A 17,871-nucleotide genomic window follows, 5' to 3' on the forward strand; every position below is an offset into this window, starting at 1 on the left:
GTAGATGAACCATGAAATACATCTGGTAAAACGACCAGAAGCTGCACCTACCCATGAACATTTTGAAATGGTAGAAAGCGAAAAGCCACAACCTGGTGAAGGGGAAGTATCAGTCAAAATGCTATATGTATCCGTCGATCCTTATATGAGGGGACGGATGAGTGACGCGAAGTCTTATATTGCTCCTTTTGAACTGAACGCACCGATCGAAGGCGGTGCTATAGCAGAAGTCGTACAATCAAAGGCCTCTCACCTTTCTGAAGGAGATATCATTACAGGGATGCTTCCTTGGAAGGAATATGCCGTAGCAAAAGCTGATTCTCTTCGAAAAATCGACCCGAGTCTAGGACCGATCACAACTTCATTAGGAGTCCTGGGTATGCCTGGACTAACCGCTTACTTTGGATTAATGGATATCGGACAGCCTAATGAAGGAGAAACGATTGTCGTTTCTGGGGCCGCCGGTGCTGTAGGAACTACTGTTGTACAGATTGGTAAAATCGTTGGCTGTCGAGTTGTCGGCATTGCTGGTTCTGATGAGAAAACCAGCTACTTAAAAGAGGAGCTAGGCGTTGATGAAACCATCAATTATAAAACAGAAAATGTGTACGAAGCGCTCCAAAAGGCGTGCCCAAATGGCATTGATGTTTATTTTGACAATGTAGGCGGAGACATTTCAGACGCTGTGTACCCACAGCTCAACAAGTTTGCGCGAATTACTCAGTGCGGTGCAATCGCCTCCTACAATGTACCGAATGACCAAGGACCAAGAATGCAGATGCATTTAATCAAATCCAGCGCCTTGATCAAAGGATTTACGGTAGGTGACTATCAGGATCGTTTTAAAGAAGGATTCGATGCGCTTTCTAAATGGTTGAAAGAAGGAAAACTGACTTATGAAGAAACGGTTGTAGAAGGATTTGAAAATATTCCAGACGCCTTCTTCGGCTTATTTGAGGGTTCCAATTTAGGAAAGCAGCTCGTCAAGGTGGCCGAGCCATCCCACTCATCATAAAAAGGTAATCATAAAGAAAAGGGTCTCGTTATGAGACCCTTTTCTACTCTTTATTCAATTCTTTTATGAGTCCAATGTCATCTAGCGCCTGATGCAAACTAGCTTTAGTTGGGATTTCCGTGAATTTCATTCCCATCCCTACAACAGAGCGCGCAATTTCCGGACGAATGCCAGTCATGGTCGTTTTCACTCCTACTAATTCAAGAGCATGAACAACCTGATAAATATTATGAGCAACCACTGTATCAATAACAGGAACTCCGGAAACATCAATAAACAAATGACTCAAGTCCAGTTCTGTACTTTGCTGTAAAGATGTTTCCATGACTAATTGAGCACGATTAGAATCAATTTCTCCAATGAGCGGCAAAACAGCAATTCCCTTTGTTATCGGGACAACCGGAACAGAGAGCTCCTCCACTACCTCCTGAGCCTTTTCCCATTCTTCCTGGTGATGATTAATGTAAACGTCGCTAAGCTTCGATGTAACCGTATCAAATAAAGGTGAAATGGTTTTAATGACGTAGAGAATCGTTGCAGAAGAGAACGATTGGTTCAGTCGGTCCTCTTCGAATATGTACCAGATTGCATTTTTCAAAAGATTCATGGATGTTTGAAGATATTGAAGCGGAACTCCCTCTTCCCAGCCTATTTCTCCGGTCTCTGAAATCCATTGCTCCACTCTCTCTACACTATACATCCCTTTATTTAGAAGTCCTTCCGCTATAAATTTCAGCATCTCCAGCCTTTTTTCGTTCAGCCGAGTACTTAATTCGCCCGCTTTCTCTTCCTTCTCCAATTGGGTCAAGATTAATGCTACCTCTTCTTTGTTTTCAGTAATTTTTTCACCTATATAGGTGTAAGGAATACTCATAACCGCTCTCCTCTTAATTATTATACTTATATAATAAATGGGCTTTGATGTTTTGTAAATTGTTTATCTGTCCATTTCTATTTTAGAAATGATGTGTTGACCAACACAGGTTTAGTAAAATAAACTTTACGTAAAGCTAACTTTACTAAACGGAGGGCTTTATGAAAAATGTGATTCGTGAGAAACGAAGCATACATCAACTGACCCAAGAACAACTATCCGTATTACTGAACGTTTCCAGACAGACCGTCATCTCACTGGAGAAGGGAAAATACAAGCCATCTCTCGTGCTTGCTCACAAATTAACGCAAATTTTCGATTGTCATATTGAAGATTTATTTATTTTTGAAAAAGATGAAAATATTGAGTGATAGGCTTAATCATTTAACAGGTGTAGCGGGCCTCTATTATGGAGTTACCAGTAGAGCAGGAGCTAACCCAGTTCTAATTGTGAATTAGATACAGAAAAAGGAGGTTTGTAGATGAATAAGGTTTCTCTGTTCATTTTTATATTGTTAAGTATTCTTTTCATAGCAAATGGACTCTATCAAGGGCTTGTAAACGATAGTTGGCAAGCACTTATTTTTGGAATCATTGTTATCATTTTAGGGATATTTAGCTTCAGGAAAAAAAAGAAGAAAAAATAAAAAGACCTCCCAACTGGAGATCTTTTTTTATGCATATCGCGGAATATCATAGCGGCCAAACCACTGATACCGACGGCTGGAAAACCACCTGTATAAAGGAGATCCAATTCGATTCATTCCCGGCAAATATAAAATCAGACCTAGAATCGAGACCGGAGGAAGTACGAGTAAAAGGTGACGAATGGTAGCAAACCCTTGCTTGATCTCCCCTTGCTTCGTAAGCATGTGTATTTCATCTAAGGTGTTAAGTCCTTCAAGATATGGATACTTCCCAGATTTCTCCACTTCCTGAACAGACACCCACTTCACTTGGTTGAGCCAATCAAATTTACGAAAAATCCTTTTCACTTGAAAGCAAAAGGGGCATTGGGCATCATAAAATACTATGTGCTTCATTTATTCATCTCCTTTAATCTTCTATAATTTTTGACGGGCCATCTTAACTCTCACCCATCCCCTCACACCGTTAACCATCCATATTTCATTAAAATGATGGAGATCTTTTTTATACATAACCTTCTCTTTAATTCTGCCCTCTTCTAAAAGCTGTTGTCGGAAGGTCCCTGCGAGTAAACCCGATTCCACAGGAGGCGTGTAATAATCCTCTCCTTCTTTAACAACAAGGTTTGCGATAGTGAATTCCGTAAGCTGTCCCTTTGAATTCCACAATAAGACAGCAAAAGCTTGAGGATCATCGTGTTCACGATACATCGCCCTGTTAGTCGTTTTATGATAAAAGAAAGGGTTGCTTTCGTCGATCGGCTTTCTTGCAAGTGAACATGTGACTTCTTCTATGGTTTCCGTTATAGCAGTCACTTCGAAGCTTGGCATTCCAGACGAGTCGATTAATATCCGAACCTTATATGATCCGCTCTCATACTCAGCAGCAATTTTTACAAGTTCTGTACGCAGCTTTTGAATATCCAGAGGATAATCGAAATAACGGGCGGACAGGGCTACTCTGCCTAGATGTCGTTCAAGCAAAGGGATACTTCCATTTAAAAGCTTCATCGTTTCTAAAAGCTCAAAGCTTGGTCTCTTTTCAGTAAGGAGGCGTGCCTTCGTATAAATTTCTTCGTATTCTCCTTTCGATGTAGAATCCCATGTCACCCCTCCCCCTGTGCCATAAATGGCTTTTCCAGAAACATGATTGATCATTACTGTTCGGATCGGGACGTTGAATACGGCTTCGTGATCAGGGGTCATATATCCAATCGCACCGCAATATACCTCCCTGGGAGATTGTTCAAGTTGTTCAATGTACTCCATCGTCCTTACTTTTGGAGCCCCAGTAATCGACCCGCAAGGAAAAAGGGCCTGAAATACTTCCATCATCGTTATGCTGTTCGCAAGCTTTCCTGTGATGGTGGAGGTCATCTGATGAAGGGTAGGGTATGTTTCAATTTCGAATAAACGAGGAACTTTTACAGACCCCGGTACAGCTACTCTACCAAGATCATTTCTGAGGAGATCTACAATCATTAGGTTTTCTGAGCGTTCTTTTTCAGATGAATAAAGCCCCTTCTTTTGCTCTTCATCCTCAGCTGTCCACCTTCCCCGTTTAGCTGTTCCTTTCATGGGTTTTGTCATGATGGTATCTCCATCAAGTCGGAAAAACAACTCAGGGGAAGCGGACAATAGCCGATAATCCCCCATGTTTAAATAGGCACTGTAAGAAGATTTCTGATTATCGGCCAGCTGTCTGTAAAACGAGAAATCATCCCCACGAAATGTCGATTGAAGTCTTGTCGTGTAATTAACCTGGTACGTATTTCCTTGTTCAATCGCTTGTTTAATTTTCTTAATTCCTTCTTCATACTGATGGAAATTCCCATCAGCCTGCCATTCTGTTATTTCATAAGAGCCTAATTGCCCAGGATCCTGGAAGGATTCGGGGCTTTTAAATATTCCGAACCACACAAGAGGCCACTCTGCATTCGGTGAAACTGTAAAAGCAGAGTCAAAAGCAGGAGCAGCTTCATAGGAGACGTAGCCGGCTGCATAAAACCCTTGAGCGAGAAAATTTTCTACACGTTGGAATGCCTCTTCTACTTCCCCCAGGGTAGTTGCCTTAACCACCTGCTCTGGTTTGGTAAACACTTTTGACTTTTGCATCCCATCTGAATCTTTGAATTCAAATAATAGATAAGGATCATTCATACAAGCACCCCACTTAACTGCCTGTTTCTAATGGCTAAAGCATTACGATAAACATTCTCCAGCATTTCAAACCCACTCTCTGTCAAAATGGATTCTGGATGAAATTGAAGGCCCTCTATCGGAAGCTCTTTGTGGCGAATCGCCATGACGACACCATCCGTTGTACGTGCGCTGACTTCGAGTGATAAAGGGAGGTTCTCAGCAGGTGTAATAAGGGAATGATAACGAGTGACATTTAATGGGGTCTCCATTCCTTCGAATACCGTCCTCCCGTCGTGTGTGACGGCACTAACTTTGCCGTGCATCGGTCTGTGGCCTTTTGCTACTTTTCCTCCAAAATAATCCACAATCAACTGATGCCCCAGGCAAATCCCAAGTATAGGTGTTTTCTGATGAAAGACATCTACCACCTCTTTACATACGCCCGACTCTTCAGGGTGGCCAGGCCCAGGAGACAATACGATCAGGTCCGGGTCTGCTTCCTCTATTCGAGCTACCGTCACTTTGTCATGCCTATAGACGACTACATGGTTGTCCAACTGCTTAAAATATTGAACTAAATTGTATGTGAATGAGTCATAATTATCGATGATTAAAATCATACGCGCACCCTCAAATCAAAAATTGTCCTACTCCTCTATTATACAAGCTAATACGACCAAATCCATCCCATTTGCTGCCTGTTCTTCCATTAGACTTTTAGTGGTTTCAAGTAAAAAAGAATCGAAAAATACTGGTAGCTGTATTAGAATATAAAGAAAGATTGATCGTCGTTAGGTGGTAGACTCAATGAAGCAAAGCATAATTCAATCAAAAGGCTTCTGGATCAATATAGCTTTAATTATAATTGGGGCTACGATGCCCCTTTGGCTTACTGTTGAATTGTCAGGCCTTGGATCGTTAATGGAAAAACTCAGGAAGGAACCTGATGGCACTACTTTGATGCTCGCAGCTTTCGCTCTAGTCCTTCTCAACACTATACGAGCTTTCCCTCACTATATCGGGGCCTTGCTATTAGGAGATGAACTGAGTGCCCATACCGGAAAGGGATGGATCAAATTTATTGTCCCTTTGACCGTTATCCCTCTGGTTTATCTCATCATAAACGGTTATAGTGTATTAAACTATCATTTTGGCGGACCGGCGTTACTCTTGTTATTATCTATAGCTATCTTACATTTGCTAGGAAAAGGACAGTTGCGACCATTATTTAAAGCTTTTATCCTTACACAGCTGCTATTTGGCTTTCAATGGCTAGACACGGTAGCCTTCCTGACTGCATTCGGGTTCGGAGGCGGCCCTTTATCCACAGAGGTTAAATTAATTGCCGAGCAGCTCGGTTTTAATGGAGCTCTTTCTTTTTACAGCCTTGTCTTATGTGGGGTTTCGTTTATTAATGCCCTCGTCCTCACTATCTATTTAACTGTATCAGAGCAAAAACGAAAGATGAGACAGGACTTAGACATCGCAAGGCTCGACATGGTTGAGTCACGATCAGGACGTGAAGCTCTTCACCTTGTCCATGACTTGAAAACCCCCTTATCACTGATGGAAGGCTTGAATTCTCTCATTCAAATGAAGACAGAAGACCCTGAGATTCTTAATTATACGAATAAAATCTCATCTTCCATCCAATCCACCAGTGATATGGTTTCAGAAATCTTGTACCATGAAAAGAAAAATTGGTGTACATTAAAAACTTTTATTGAATATGTCAGAGCTAATAAACTATCCGAATCTGACACCATTTATGAGTTTGACCTTAAGGCCGATGATCGTATTGAAATTCATATTAATAAAATCCGTATGACACGGGCCCTTGTCAACCTCATTGATAATGCCAGTGACGCTGTAGAAGGACAATCGGATGCAAGAGTAACCATTTGTACTGAGATGGATCATCCTGGCATATTAATTGGCGTGAAAGACAACGGCCATGGAATTAGCCAAGAGAATATCGAGAAAATCTGGAATACGGGATACAGCACGAAATCCCATCCAGGAGTAGGATTGACATTTGTTAAAAGTGTGGTGAAGGAACACGGAGCTGAGTTGACGATTGAGAGTGAAGAAGGATTCGGCACGACGTTCTGGATTCATATACCGAAGGAGAGGGTACGCGATGAAAATTTTGATCATTGATAATGATGAATCACTTCGATATATGCTGACCGAATTTTGTAAACATGCCCAGTGGGATTCTGATACAGCAGAGAACGGTCGAGAAGGCATCGAGAAATTCAAGTCAGGGGAATATGATGTCATCTTAGTAGATTACCATATGCCTGAAATGGACGGTCTACAAACTGTCCGTGAAATCCGGAAACAAAATGAGTATATTCCCATTCTCGTCTTAACTGTAGATGAGAGACAGGAAATTGCCGACAGATTTCTTGAAGAAGGAGCAACGGATTTTGCCTTAAAACCAGTAAAAGCCCCAGACTTGATTTCCCGAATTAAACTACATGCACAAATCGCGAATATGAAAAATGTTCAAGAAGAAGAGGAAGACGTCTTTACAGCTAAAGGGATCAGTAAAGGGACCCTTCAATCCATCGCTAATTTCTTAAAAGAAAACCGCGAACCATATTCTGTCGATGTGATCTCTAAAAAAATCGGTCTTGCTTATCCCACAGTTTACCGTTATTTGATGCACCTTCTTGAGGAAGGAAAAGTAAAGCAAGTCGTCAGTCATCAAAAAATTGGCAGACCTAAGAAATTGTACAAATGGTACACCCACTAGGAGATTCAAATGGCTAAAATCAACTTCAAAGCATGGATGGCATGTATGATCAAGGACGGAGATTCCATTTTGCTTATCGACAGAAAAAGGAACGATTTCGATGGCTTTATCCCTCCTGGAGGAAAGGTAGATTTCCCTGAAGCTATTGTTGAGGGTGCGATACGTGAGGTTAAAGAAGAAACAGGACTTGACGTGAAGAACCTTCGCTTCAAAGGAATCAATGAGTATGTTAACCCTGAAACGTTGGACCACTATTTGATATTCAACTACATAACAAACGACTTTTCAGGGGAACTTTTGGAAACTCCTCCGAGGGAGATCTTCATTGGGTAAAAATTCAAGACCTAGCCCAAGTACCTATGCAGCCTTCCTTTCGCAAACGCCTCCCCTACTTTTTAAAAGAAGGGACTTTCGAAATCCACGTGGAGTGGGACGAAGAAGCTGATCAAGCGAGAAGCTTTGACATTCATCATCTTGTATAGCTTTTAAGAATAACCGCAATTATAATTTAATAGATTTTATCAGAAAGGAGTGAAGGTTATGAGAACAGGAAATCCGGTGCTTAAAAACGATACCTTTCAATCAAGAAGTGCAGGAGCTACGATGACTTTAGGAGGAACAGTAGCAAAAATAAGCTTATTATTCCTCTTTCTGCTCGGGACGGCAGCGTACACATGGTATCAGTATTCTTTAGGTGCTAATGTAACGCTGATGATGGTTATTGGTGCCATTGGCGGCTTAATCTTTGCATTAATCACAGCCTTCATCCCTAAAGCCGCTCCTATCACTGCCCCCATTTATGCAGCACTGGAAGGCTTTTTTATTGGTGGTATTTCCGCTTTTTTCGAAGCCAGTTATACCGGTATCGTCATTCAAGCAGCTTCCCTTACACTAGCAGTGATGGGCGTTCTACTGGTTCTTTATGCAACAAGAATTATTAAAGTGACGAAGAATTTCAGGTTGATGGTTGTTTCCGCTACCCTCGGCATTTTTGTTGTCTATTTAATCAATTTTATCCTGAATATATTCTTTGGCATGCAAGTCCCTTATCTCCACTCAAGCGGACCTGTGGGAATTGGGATTAGTTTATTCATCGTAGCGATCGCGGCACTGAATCTTGTTTTGGACTTTGATTTTATTGAAGAAGGTGCTAAAAGAGGAGCTCCGAAACATATGGAATGGTACGGAGCTTTCGGACTGATTGTCACCCTTGTCTGGTTGTATATCGAAATCCTTCGCCTTTTACAAAAGATCAGAAGATAAAAAGGAGTGCTGAAAGGCGCTCCTTTTTCAATAAATTAGTTATATATAGCAGGATTGTGGAAGACTAGATTTCGAGCTAACTTAGGTTCGTTACCTAGGGTAAGGTTTGATGTGTGGGAAACGACTCGCTTTCCTGCGGGATTAGAATGGCTAGCAAGATCCCGCAGGTTGACAAACCGAGGGAGCTTGCCGTCATCCCCGCGGAAAGCGAGCCATTTCCCCTAAGGATAAGGGAGCTTTTATAGAATAAGCCACTTAAATCAAAAATTAGCACTATAGTATTATGAAGTATTTAGTTGAAGCCATTTTCTTTTAGAAATTCCACGATTCCTGGTACGAGTCCTTCTGCGAGAGGCTTCGATGGATCTCCGTATGTTGTGAGATTTTCTTCACGATCTTCAGGGGCTTCTTTTAGCACATGGTTCATCTTTTCAATCATCAACAGTTCCGCGTCAGGCTTAGCATCTTTCAGTAATTCAGCATCTTTTACAGGTACTTGTATATCATGTTCTCCGCTCACTAAAAGCACCGGCACATCCAACGACTTGATTACCTCTTGAGGGTCATACTCCATCCAGGACATAAGGAATGGCTGTACAGTTGGATGAAAGACACTCTGGAGTGAGTTACTAACTTCTGGTACCGTATCCCCTTTTCGTAGTGCATTAAGAATGGATAAGCTCTCTTGATAGGCATCCTCTGGCAAACTATCTTTAAGCTGGTCGTTTAATATTTGATCGATCGGTCTCCCGGCTCCAGCAATCGATATAAAAGCGTCTACGTCTGCTTCTTTTGCTCCCGCCATGCCGACCAGAGACCCCTGACTATGACCAATAACAGCTAACTTATTAAAACGTCCATCATTGTTCAGATTTTCCATCCACCTACTAGCATCTTGAACAAACTGTTCAAACCTTATTTCTTTTTGAGGAATAACCGCTTGAGCATTCTTCCCTGCTCCTCGCTTGTCATACCGTACACTAGCAATCCCCTGTGCTGCCAGCTGTTCTGCCAAAAGCTTGAGACTGTTGTTCTTGCCACCGGGACCATTACCATTACGATCTGTAGGTCCTGATCCCGGAATGATCAAAGCTACCGGAAAGATACTCCCTTTTTCTGGAAGTGCAATGGAGCCGTATAACGTTCCAGTATCTGTCTCTATAGTCATGAATTCTTCTTCATCTTGTTTTGACTTATGATCTCCAGAGGATTTCTTCAAATTGAATGGGAAGCTTTGTCCTGCTTGAGTAAACGTCCCTCTAATCTCATCGCCTTCCATCACTCCGCTGAAGTTAAGAGACTGGCCAGAAATGAGCATCTGAAAAGACAGCTGTTTTTCTTGAAGCTGGATATCTGTCAGCGAGAATCCTTCCACATTTTGAGCAGGAATCGTGATTGAACCTTTTATTCCATTTTCTTTTTCAAATGTAACCTCGATCTCTAGTGGCTGGTTAGGGACTTGAATCGCTCCCCTCCACTCCCCTGCAATATCTTCAGTATTCATTTTATTCTCCCCCTCCTTTTTAACATTTGAACCTTCACCGCATCCCGAGGCAATAAGTAAAAGAAATACCATCACACCCGGCACCCATTTCCACATAAAAGACCCCCCTGATTGATAACCATATTTTGTTATTTATATTTATTACAAGCATATCACTTTAAATTAAGAAGCAGTAAAAAACATCGCCTGTAGTACAGACGATGCTTTGCCTTAGGTGGTATGATAACTAGATTTATTTTTATTCATAAAGAATGTTGTCAGGAACATTAACAGAAGGAATACAATTACGATACTGAAACCGCCGGCCTGGCCGAAAATTTCGGAGGCTAGACCTACAATATAACCCGCAATTCCTCCACCGATTCCCGCAGCGATATAAATTAAACCAAGCGCTGAACCGCTCGCTTTAGAAATCTGTGTTCCAAATGCTGTGGCTGTCGGGAATAACGTGGAGAAAAATAACCCTGCTACAGCGAACAAGTAAGGAAAATCATTGGCTACCAAAAAGCTTACTCCTACCATCAGTAACGAACCAGCTGAGAACGTAATAAGAATGACTCGTTCGTTGACCCAGTTCGTAAGATAAGCGATGGCTAGTCTTCCAACCATAAAGAATACTGAGAAAAGAGAGAGAATAGCCGCTACCATATCTTCTTTTTCAGCCGTAGATAACCCACCTAAATCTAGGGATTTGAGATAAGTTGGGAAAAAGTTCATAAAGGATACTTCAGCGGAAACCTCAAAGACCAAGAAAACCATTAAAAATACAAATTGAGCATCCTTAAGCATTGGAATAAATGCTTTGAAATCAATTTTTTCTCCTTTCCCTGAAGGAAAGGAGACTGACGTAATATAAATAATGACGGCAATGAGACTTGCAGCAATTCCTATATAGAAATAACGCCAAGAGGCAAACTGAAAGAGATAATTCAAGAATTGAGGAAATAGGACCATACCCAGTCCATACACTCCCATCGCAAAGTTGAACATTTGGTTCTGCTTCTTAGGATAGGCTGCAGGTACAATCGCGTTCGATGCCACGCCTAAAGATCCTAAGCCAAAACCTACAATCATATAAAAGCCTAAGAAGAACGTAATATTAGGGGCTAAACCTGTGCCAAGGAATCCGATTCCCATGATAATGGCCCCTATTGTTGTCATAATCCGTAATCCTTTTTTATCGGTATAATAGCCAATAAGCACACTGGCTAGCGTAAAACCTAATTGAAAAATAAAAACGACAAGACCGAACTGGCTCATATCCAGCCCTAAGTCTTTTTCTACTTGATCTAGTACAATACCCTTAGTGTTCGTTACCCCACCTGAAATGAACTGGGTGAACATAAGGATGACAAGGGCATGTATACTCTTTCCTTTCGACATGATGATACCTCCTGGATGTTTGTTAATTAATACATTTTCAGGAGATACCCCGGCCATTTTTACCTAAAACTATGTAACCGTTTTTTTATAAGAAAAAAATTTTCCATTAGTTTCGTATTTTTATTATATTACGAGAGTATGTAATCCTAGCTAATGGTAAAGGGCTTGTTCAAGTCAATGAGGATCTGTTACTTATACAACGGAAAGCGAGTCGTTTTCACACCCACCATTATTCACATAAATGTCTCAAACTGAGTCTTAGGTTCTTAAATAATTTTATGTTTAAATAACTCTATTAAAAGAATTTTTATGGGTTAATTTTCGTCCCAATGACCTAGGTTTCCTATGATACAATGACAGCAGATAGCGGTTCGATTATATGGAGGTCGGCTGCCCCCTTATTTTATGTGAAAGGGGGTGATGCCTTTTTTGAGTATCTATGAGGTGTTCATGGTTCTGTTTTCGTCTGGAACTTTCCTTATTGCTCTGCTTGCGTTGGTCATTAAATTGACCAATAAAAAATAGACCTCCTGTCTGCCAACGGGAGAGGTCTATTCCTCTGTGAGTAGCCGATCCCTGAGGACCGCTATCGGAGAGGCCTGCAGTTGTCGCTGCAGCCTCTTTTTTATTCAAGACACGTTTTATCTATATTCAGTTTACCACAGAATATTCACTTCTGCATCATCCAATGACAGGAGGTTTCTTCTCCATTAAGTCTTTTAAAAACCAGCGATGCTTTTCGAAAATATTCTCAGGAAGGTCATCAAGAGGGAAGAATTTCGCATCAAGGGTTTCTTCATCATTAAGATCAAATGAACCAGAAAAGTCACGACAGGTAAAAAGGATTTGCACAAGTGCTACTTGATCGCCATTTGGGAAGGTTTTATGTAAGTTTGGTCCTGAATAAACACCGAAAAGTTCTAATTCCCCAAGATTTAACCCTGTTTCTTCTTTTGTTTCACGACGAGCAGTATCTTCGACTGTTTCATTTAGTTCCATAAACCCACCTGGGATCCCCCACTCTTTTGTATCTGAACGCAGTTGTAAGAGAACACGTCCTTCCTGATCAATAACAAAGGTGCCGCAAACCGTCATCAATACTTTTTCTTTTCCGACCATCGAACGTAAATAAGTAATATAATCCATTATCCTCCTCCTTTTCCCAACCATTATAGATTGCGAGGCCGACATATGAACAGGGCAGCCTTCCTTTTTATAAAAGAGCTCCTATAGACATAAGCTCCTTGGCTAACTTGTGATCTTCTGCACCGTCAAGGATTTTCCTAGTATCCCTGAGGGTTTGATCAAGAGGAACGTGTTCACCTTTTATTCCAGTAAAATTTTCTGCTACATAAAAGGGCTGACTTAAATACGCTTCAAGGAGTTCTCCTCTTTTGTACACCTGTTGGTCTGCTGAGGATAAAGGATCCATCCCGCTAACTTGAACGATCGAACGTAATTCCTTGTAGCGGCGCAGATGCTTCTTCGCCTTTTGCTGAATATAAAAATGATTTTGTTCTAGATTGGCTCCTTCCAATACAGTAGAGGTTGATTGTAACGGGTGGATCGCAGGATAGATCCTTCTCGCTGCCAAGTCGCTATCAAAGTGCCAGAGCGTTTCTAATGGACCATAAGGGAGATTTTCATCTATAGCCTCCCCTTTAAGATCAAGCAGAAACGTAGTGACAGATTTCAGGTCGGTCCACTTCTCCTGCAGCTTGACGATGGTTCCATCTATTACATAGGATCGATCTGCAATAAAAAGGACCTCTTTTGCCTTTCCTATATTCAGAACTTCCTCTTCTGCTTCTTCAACCGTGTAGCATATTACATCAAGGTCTTCTTTAAGATCACTGACTTCTGGGTAATCTCCTTCGGGATGCAATAAGACAATCTTATATCCATGGTTCTTCAATCGATGGAAAATCTCAGCCAGGACAACTAATTGTCCCATCCCCGGCCTGGCTACTACTAATCCAGCTGTACCTTTCTTAGCTAAAGGTGCAAATAAATCGATCGACTTGATTCCAGTTTCAATCATCTCATATCGCTCCCCTCGAATTATTAATTCATCTAAGCTACAGCCAGCTAAATTCGCCAAAGCGACTAATGTGCGCACCTCTGTCTTCCCTACAGAGATTTTTCCTGTACAAAGATTAGAGACTGTAGCTGGTCTTAGCCCTACGGATTTGGCCGCTTTCGTTAAATTAGGCACTCTTCTTCTCAACAGTGATACATTTAAGTGTAGTTGTTCCATGTTTTACCTCCTGTTACGTTTTACAGTAATCTTTATTACGTTATAAAGCAATAAAAATTTAATTATAAAGTAAAATAATTTACTTTAAAACGTAAAACTAAAACGCTCTTTTCCATGTTAAGATAGAAATAACAATAAATATATTTGGTAATACCTGGATGACTTGAGGTGGTAAATAATGGATAATATCACGTTCTATAATAATGCGGGTTTACGGCTTTCTGGGGTTTTCCAGAGGGGGACAAATGGAAAGTTGGTGATCATGTGTCATGGCTTCCGTTCTAATCGCTCGTCCAGAGGGCGGTTTGACCGCTTCTCCTCAACGTTCCAACAGATGGGTTATAATGTTCTGAGATTTGATTTTGGTGGATGTGGTAACAGCGACGACCGCCCTCTCACACTCGCTGGTGAAGTGATGGATTTAACTGCTGCCATCAATTACGCTGTTGGACTTGGGTTTGAGAATATTGCTTTGTATGGTCATAGTTTAGGAGCGCGTGTTTGTCTAGAAGCCTACAACTCTTCCTATGTTAATACTCTATTATTAACAGGGGCCGGCACTGGGCCTGTTCGCTATGACTGGACTGACGAATTTAGCTCCACTCAATTGAAGGAACTCACGGCAACAGGCGTCCTGACTCTACCAGTGGAAGATCCGTATAGACCTGAAATTAAAATTGCTCGTCAAATGTTATTGGATTTTGAACAATGTGACCAGCAGGAGCTTTTGTCTAACATAACATGTCCGACGCTGATTGTTCATGGCGACCAAGGGGAAGAGGAAATTCTGATGCCGCTCACCAAAAAGGGAATGAAATGGCTTCCGGAAAATTCGAAGCTCGAAGTAATAAAAGGTGCTCAACACAGCTTTATGGAGCACTTAAACGAAGTAGAAGCCATTACATGCGCATGGCTTAGAAAACATTTTTAACATCGTGGCCGTTTAATAATGTCAGAGGCAGTAAAAAATATAATTAAACGGATCGTTACTACTACATAACTAGGAGGCTGTATGAAACCACTTATCATAATCTTAGGAGCGTTGGTTGTAATAGGATTGACTTTCATCCTTGTGACCACCCAATCCTCTCTGCAAGCGGAAAAGGAAGAAGTAAAAACAGCGGCTTCACACAGTAAACATTTGTGGAAAGAGACCTCACTTGCTACTCCTGAAATAAAGCCAGCTGTGTCTACCAAAGTTTCAAATATGCCTTTAGAAGAAAAGATCACTCAACTGTTGTATGTCGGGGTGGAAGGAACTAGCCTCGCCCCATCAGAAGAACAAATGATAGCTGATGGCAGAGTTGGTGGTGTGATTTTTTTAGGCAGAAACATACAAAACACGGATCAACTTCAAACACTAGTTAACGAAGCGAAAAAAGCGAACGAATCAAACCCTACCCCAATGTTTCTAGGTGTCGATGAAGAAGGCGGGCGTGTCAGCCGAATTCCAACGCCACTTAAAAAACTTCCTTCCAGCTACAAGATCGGGTCGGAAAATGATCCTGAACTTGCGTTTACTGCAGGGAAACTGCTAGCAAGGAAAGTAAAAGCATTTGGACTGAATATGAACTTTGCACCCGTCCTGGATATCAATAATAATCCTGAAAATCAAGTCATTGGTGACCGCTCGTTCGGTAATACGCCTAAGCATGTGACTCAAATGGGAGTAGCTGAAATGAGAGGGATTCAATCAGAAGGGATTATTCCTGTTCTCAAACACTTTCCTGGACACGGCGATACTTCCGTGGATTCACATGTCAATCTGCCTGTTATTGAAAAGTCAATGTCTCAGATTGATGACTTCGAATTAAAACCATTCAAGGAAGCCATTGATCAAGGAGCAGAGGCCGTAATGACTGCTCACATCTTATTTCCTGAATTGGATAAAGCACAGCCGGCCACATTCTCTTCAACAATTATCCAGAACCTTTTGAGAGAGAAAGCAAACTTCGATGGACTTGTTATAACAGATGATATGGGCATGGGAGCCATTTCGAAAAACTACGGAACAAATGAAGCTACGGTTAAAGCGATTCAGGCAGGGTCAGATATGGTATTATTAACAGATACAAGAAACGGAAATTTCGATAAAGTGAAAGAAGCTTTGTTAAAAGCGGTCAAGGAAGGTACAATTTCAAAAAAACAAATTGACGACAGTGTCACCAGAATCTTAAGAACTAAAGAGAAATATAACCTATCGAAAGATGAGCAAACAGAGATCGATTTCGAACAGTTAAATGAGCAAATCACCAAGCTTCGTAATGAAACAAATTAGGGAACCCTATCCTGAAAGATAGGGTTCCCTTTTTGTTAGACCAACTCTTCATATCGATTCCACCATGGTTGAGCTTCTTCCAGCTGCGCAGCCAATTTAAATAAAGTTGCTTCATCTCCAAACCTTCCCATAAAATGAGAGCCAATTGGAACATTTACATCATTCCAATACAACGGGACACTCATGGCCGGCTGTCCTGTTACGTTGGCCACTGGCGAAAGATGAGCATATTGAGCAGAGACCGAAAGAATTTCATCGATTGTTTTTTGTTCTCCGTTGTAACACCCTAAAGGTAAGGCAGACTTCGATGTTACAGGAGTCAATAGCACATCATATTTTTCAAAAAACCTGTATACTTTTGCACTCTCATCAGCAAGATACACACGCGCTCTTTCGTACTCCATAGCTGAATAGCCAGAGCCTTTTTTGATTAACGTATATAACATCTTCTCCAGGTTATGAGCAGAAGCTTCTCTTCCATTTATCCTTGCAGCCTCTTTAACTGCCAGTGCCCCTCCCACTACCCATACAGTCACAAACGCTTCCATAAAACGATGGAGGTCAAAGTCTGGATAATCGATTTCTACATGATGCCCAAGAGATTCACACAGACGAGCGGTTTGTTCCACAGCCTCTACAACATCCTTATCTATATCCATCAAGTCTTTGAAGTCCGCTAGATAAGCAATTTTAAGAGGAGGCAGCATTTCATTGATTCTTTCAGCATAAGAACCTTCTCGTTGAGGAGTAGCGAATAAATCCCCTACTTGCGGTCCTTCCAATTCATCCAGGAGAGCAGCACTGTCACGGACCGAACGAGTCAGTGCGTGGCTGACGGCTAAACTATTTAATCTTAAAGAAAAAGGAGTCCGCCCTCTCGTAGGCTTCAATCCAAAAAGTCCGCAGTTTGATGCAGGAATGCGTATGGAACCTCCTCCATCACTTGCATGAGCGAAAGGAACCATCCCTGCAGCTACGGCCGTCGCCGCTCCTCCACTGGATCCGCCCGGCGAATAATCCGGGTTCCATGGGTTTTTTGTAAAACCGAGATGGACGGATTCTGTAGCGGGAGTAAAACCGAATTCCGGCGTGTTGCTTTTGCCTAAAATCGTCAAGCCAGCCCTTTTAAATCGTCTGACGATCTCGTCATCCGCAGAAGCTTCAAACCCCTCCATGATTTTGGATCCAAAGCTGAGAGGATAACCCTTCATGGCGTTTAAGTCTTTTATGAGAAACGGAAGTCCTTGAAACTCTCCCTCTATCGCCTCTTCCTTATAGGTTTTATGTACGACAGCGTTAAGAAAAGGATTTTTTCTATCTATCACTGTTTTAAAATGATCAATGATTTCTTTACGGCTGATTTTATTTTCTTTCATCATTTTCAGCAGCTCTGTTCCGTCAAAAGAATGGAGTTCTCTAATTTCCATAACCGTCTCCCCTTTCCACATTCTATTAAACCTTACTATATCAAACATTATCCATCTCGATAATTAATCCCTTCCACCACAAACCCTCCTATTCCTGAAGACAGTCTTTTTCGGTCCGTTGCGTGATAAAAGTTAGGGTCGGCTGGAAAACAACTCGCTTTCCTGCGGGGGAACTGGCAAGCCTCCTCGTTCGCTACGCTCTCTGTGGGGTCTCGCCTAGCTCCTTCTCCCGCGGGAGTCTCGTCATTTTCCAGCCAACCCACCTGTACTATGATGAACGGACCCATTTATTAAGACGATTCAATTTCCGTACACCCAAG

Annotated in this window: 19 protein-coding genes; 10 read left to right on the forward strand and 9 right to left on the reverse strand. The window is 41.6% G+C overall.

Going from position 1 to position 17,871, the window contains the following annotated elements:
- Positions 1-4 precede the first annotated feature (4 nt).
- Positions 5-1,015 (forward strand): NADP-dependent oxidoreductase, encoded by a 1,011-nt coding sequence (locus tag ACRYKC_RS00525; RefSeq protein ID WP_433804695.1) that lies wholly within the window; start codon positions 5-7, stop codon positions 1,013-1,015.
- Between the two features lie 43 nt (positions 1,016-1,058).
- Here the strand turns inward: ACRYKC_RS00525 and ACRYKC_RS00530 are convergent, their stop codons facing one another.
- Positions 1,059-1,889, reverse strand: a complete 831-nt coding sequence (locus ACRYKC_RS00530) for an STAS domain-containing protein (RefSeq protein WP_433804696.1) — start codon at positions 1,887-1,889, stop codon at positions 1,059-1,061.
- A 161-nt stretch (positions 1,890-2,050) separates the two neighbouring features.
- Between ACRYKC_RS00530 and ACRYKC_RS00535 the strand changes: the two genes are divergently transcribed.
- Positions 2,051-2,260, forward strand: coding sequence for a helix-turn-helix transcriptional regulator (locus tag ACRYKC_RS00535; RefSeq protein WP_433804697.1), 210 nt, complete (start codon positions 2,051-2,053; stop codon positions 2,258-2,260).
- A gap of 111 nt (positions 2,261-2,371) precedes the next feature.
- Positions 2,372-2,536: an LPXTG cell wall anchor domain-containing protein gene (locus ACRYKC_RS00540; RefSeq protein ID WP_433804698.1), complete on the forward strand. Its 165-nt coding sequence runs from the start codon at positions 2,372-2,374 to the stop codon at positions 2,534-2,536.
- A gap of 27 nt (positions 2,537-2,563) precedes the next feature.
- Here the strand turns inward: ACRYKC_RS00540 and ACRYKC_RS00545 are convergent, their stop codons facing one another.
- The 3 genes from ACRYKC_RS00545 to ACRYKC_RS00555 are packed head-to-tail and all read right to left on the reverse strand — an operon-like array spanning position 2,564 to position 5,298.
- Positions 2,564-2,932 (reverse strand): thiol-disulfide oxidoreductase DCC family protein, encoded by a 369-nt coding sequence (locus ACRYKC_RS00545; protein WP_433804699.1) that lies wholly within the window; start codon positions 2,930-2,932, stop codon positions 2,564-2,566.
- A 21-nt stretch (positions 2,933-2,953) separates the two neighbouring features.
- Positions 2,954-4,696, reverse strand: a complete 1,743-nt coding sequence (pabB, locus tag ACRYKC_RS00550; RefSeq protein ID WP_433804700.1) for an aminodeoxychorismate synthase component I — start codon at positions 4,694-4,696, stop codon at positions 2,954-2,956.
- Entirely contained in the window at positions 4,693-5,298 is a 606-nt protein-coding gene (locus ACRYKC_RS00555; protein ID WP_433804701.1) for an anthranilate synthase component II, read from the reverse strand. Before ACRYKC_RS00555 ends, pabB begins: the two co-directional genes overlap by 4 nt.
- Positions 5,299-5,485: 187 nt before the next feature.
- On the opposite strand from ACRYKC_RS00555, the gene ACRYKC_RS00560 reads away from it, so the two are divergent.
- The 4 genes from ACRYKC_RS00560 (at position 5,486) to ACRYKC_RS00575 (ending at position 8,702) form a co-directional block, all read left to right on the forward strand.
- Positions 5,486-6,838: a sensor histidine kinase gene (locus tag ACRYKC_RS00560; RefSeq protein ID WP_433804702.1), complete on the forward strand. Its 1,353-nt coding sequence runs from the start codon at positions 5,486-5,488 to the stop codon at positions 6,836-6,838.
- Entirely contained in the window at positions 6,819-7,439 is a 621-nt protein-coding gene (locus ACRYKC_RS00565; protein WP_085027842.1) for a response regulator, read from the forward strand. The genes ACRYKC_RS00560 and ACRYKC_RS00565 overlap by 20 nt, the downstream gene beginning before the upstream one ends.
- 9 nt (positions 7,440-7,448) lie before the next feature.
- A complete protein-coding gene (locus tag ACRYKC_RS00570; protein ID WP_433804703.1) occupies positions 7,449-7,772 on the forward strand; it encodes an NUDIX domain-containing protein in 324 nt (107 codons plus the stop codon).
- Positions 7,773-7,979: 207 nt separating this feature from the next.
- Complete coding sequence (locus tag ACRYKC_RS00575) at positions 7,980-8,702, forward strand: Bax inhibitor-1/YccA family protein (RefSeq protein WP_433804704.1); 723 nt, start codon at positions 7,980-7,982, stop codon at positions 8,700-8,702.
- A gap of 292 nt (positions 8,703-8,994) precedes the next feature.
- On the opposite strand, the gene ACRYKC_RS00580 is transcribed toward ACRYKC_RS00575, so the two are convergent.
- Together ACRYKC_RS00580 and ACRYKC_RS00585 are read right to left on the reverse strand one after the other, a co-directional pair.
- Positions 8,995-10,302, reverse strand: coding sequence for an alpha/beta hydrolase (locus tag ACRYKC_RS00580; protein WP_433804705.1), 1,308 nt, complete (start codon positions 10,300-10,302; stop codon positions 8,995-8,997).
- A 114-nt stretch (positions 10,303-10,416) separates the two neighbouring features.
- Positions 10,417-11,589, reverse strand: a complete 1,173-nt coding sequence (locus ACRYKC_RS00585) for an MFS transporter (RefSeq protein ID WP_433804706.1) — start codon at positions 11,587-11,589, stop codon at positions 10,417-10,419.
- A 420-nt stretch (positions 11,590-12,009) separates the two neighbouring features.
- Here ACRYKC_RS00585 and ACRYKC_RS00590 point away from each other — a divergent pair, with 420 nt between their 5' ends.
- Positions 12,010-12,114 (forward strand): putative holin-like toxin, encoded by a 105-nt coding sequence (locus ACRYKC_RS00590; protein WP_269749108.1) that lies wholly within the window; start codon positions 12,010-12,012, stop codon positions 12,112-12,114.
- 156 nt (positions 12,115-12,270) lie between these two features.
- Here ACRYKC_RS00590 and ACRYKC_RS00595 read toward each other — a convergent pair whose 3' ends face one another.
- On the reverse strand, positions 12,271-12,735 hold the full coding sequence (locus ACRYKC_RS00595) for an NUDIX hydrolase (RefSeq protein WP_433804707.1): 465 nt from the start codon (positions 12,733-12,735) through the stop codon (positions 12,271-12,273).
- 67 nt (positions 12,736-12,802) lie between these two features.
- Positions 12,803-13,846, reverse strand: coding sequence for an ATP synthase beta subunit C-terminal domain-containing protein (locus ACRYKC_RS00600; protein ID WP_433804708.1), 1,044 nt, complete (start codon positions 13,844-13,846; stop codon positions 12,803-12,805).
- Between the two features lie 178 nt (positions 13,847-14,024).
- Here ACRYKC_RS00600 and ACRYKC_RS00605 point away from each other — a divergent pair, with 178 nt between their 5' ends.
- Both ACRYKC_RS00605 and nagZ read left to right on the forward strand, forming a co-directional pair.
- Entirely contained in the window at positions 14,025-14,777 is a 753-nt protein-coding gene (locus tag ACRYKC_RS00605) for an alpha/beta hydrolase family protein (protein WP_433804709.1), read from the forward strand.
- 81 nt (positions 14,778-14,858) lie between these two features.
- Positions 14,859-16,124, forward strand: coding sequence for a beta-N-acetylhexosaminidase (gene nagZ, locus ACRYKC_RS00610; protein ID WP_433804710.1), 1,266 nt, complete (start codon positions 14,859-14,861; stop codon positions 16,122-16,124).
- Between the two features lie 35 nt (positions 16,125-16,159).
- Here the strand turns inward: nagZ and ACRYKC_RS00615 are convergent, their stop codons facing one another.
- Positions 16,160-17,599 (reverse strand): amidase, encoded by a 1,440-nt coding sequence (locus ACRYKC_RS00615; RefSeq protein ID WP_433804711.1) that lies wholly within the window; start codon positions 17,597-17,599, stop codon positions 16,160-16,162.
- Positions 17,600-17,871: the final 272 nt, after the last annotated feature.

This window comes from Halobacillus sp. A1-3 (genome assembly GCF_050971765.1).
In the GTDB taxonomy this organism is placed as follows: Bacteria; Bacillota; Bacilli; order Bacillales; family Halobacillaceae; genus Halobacillus; species Halobacillus mangrovi_B.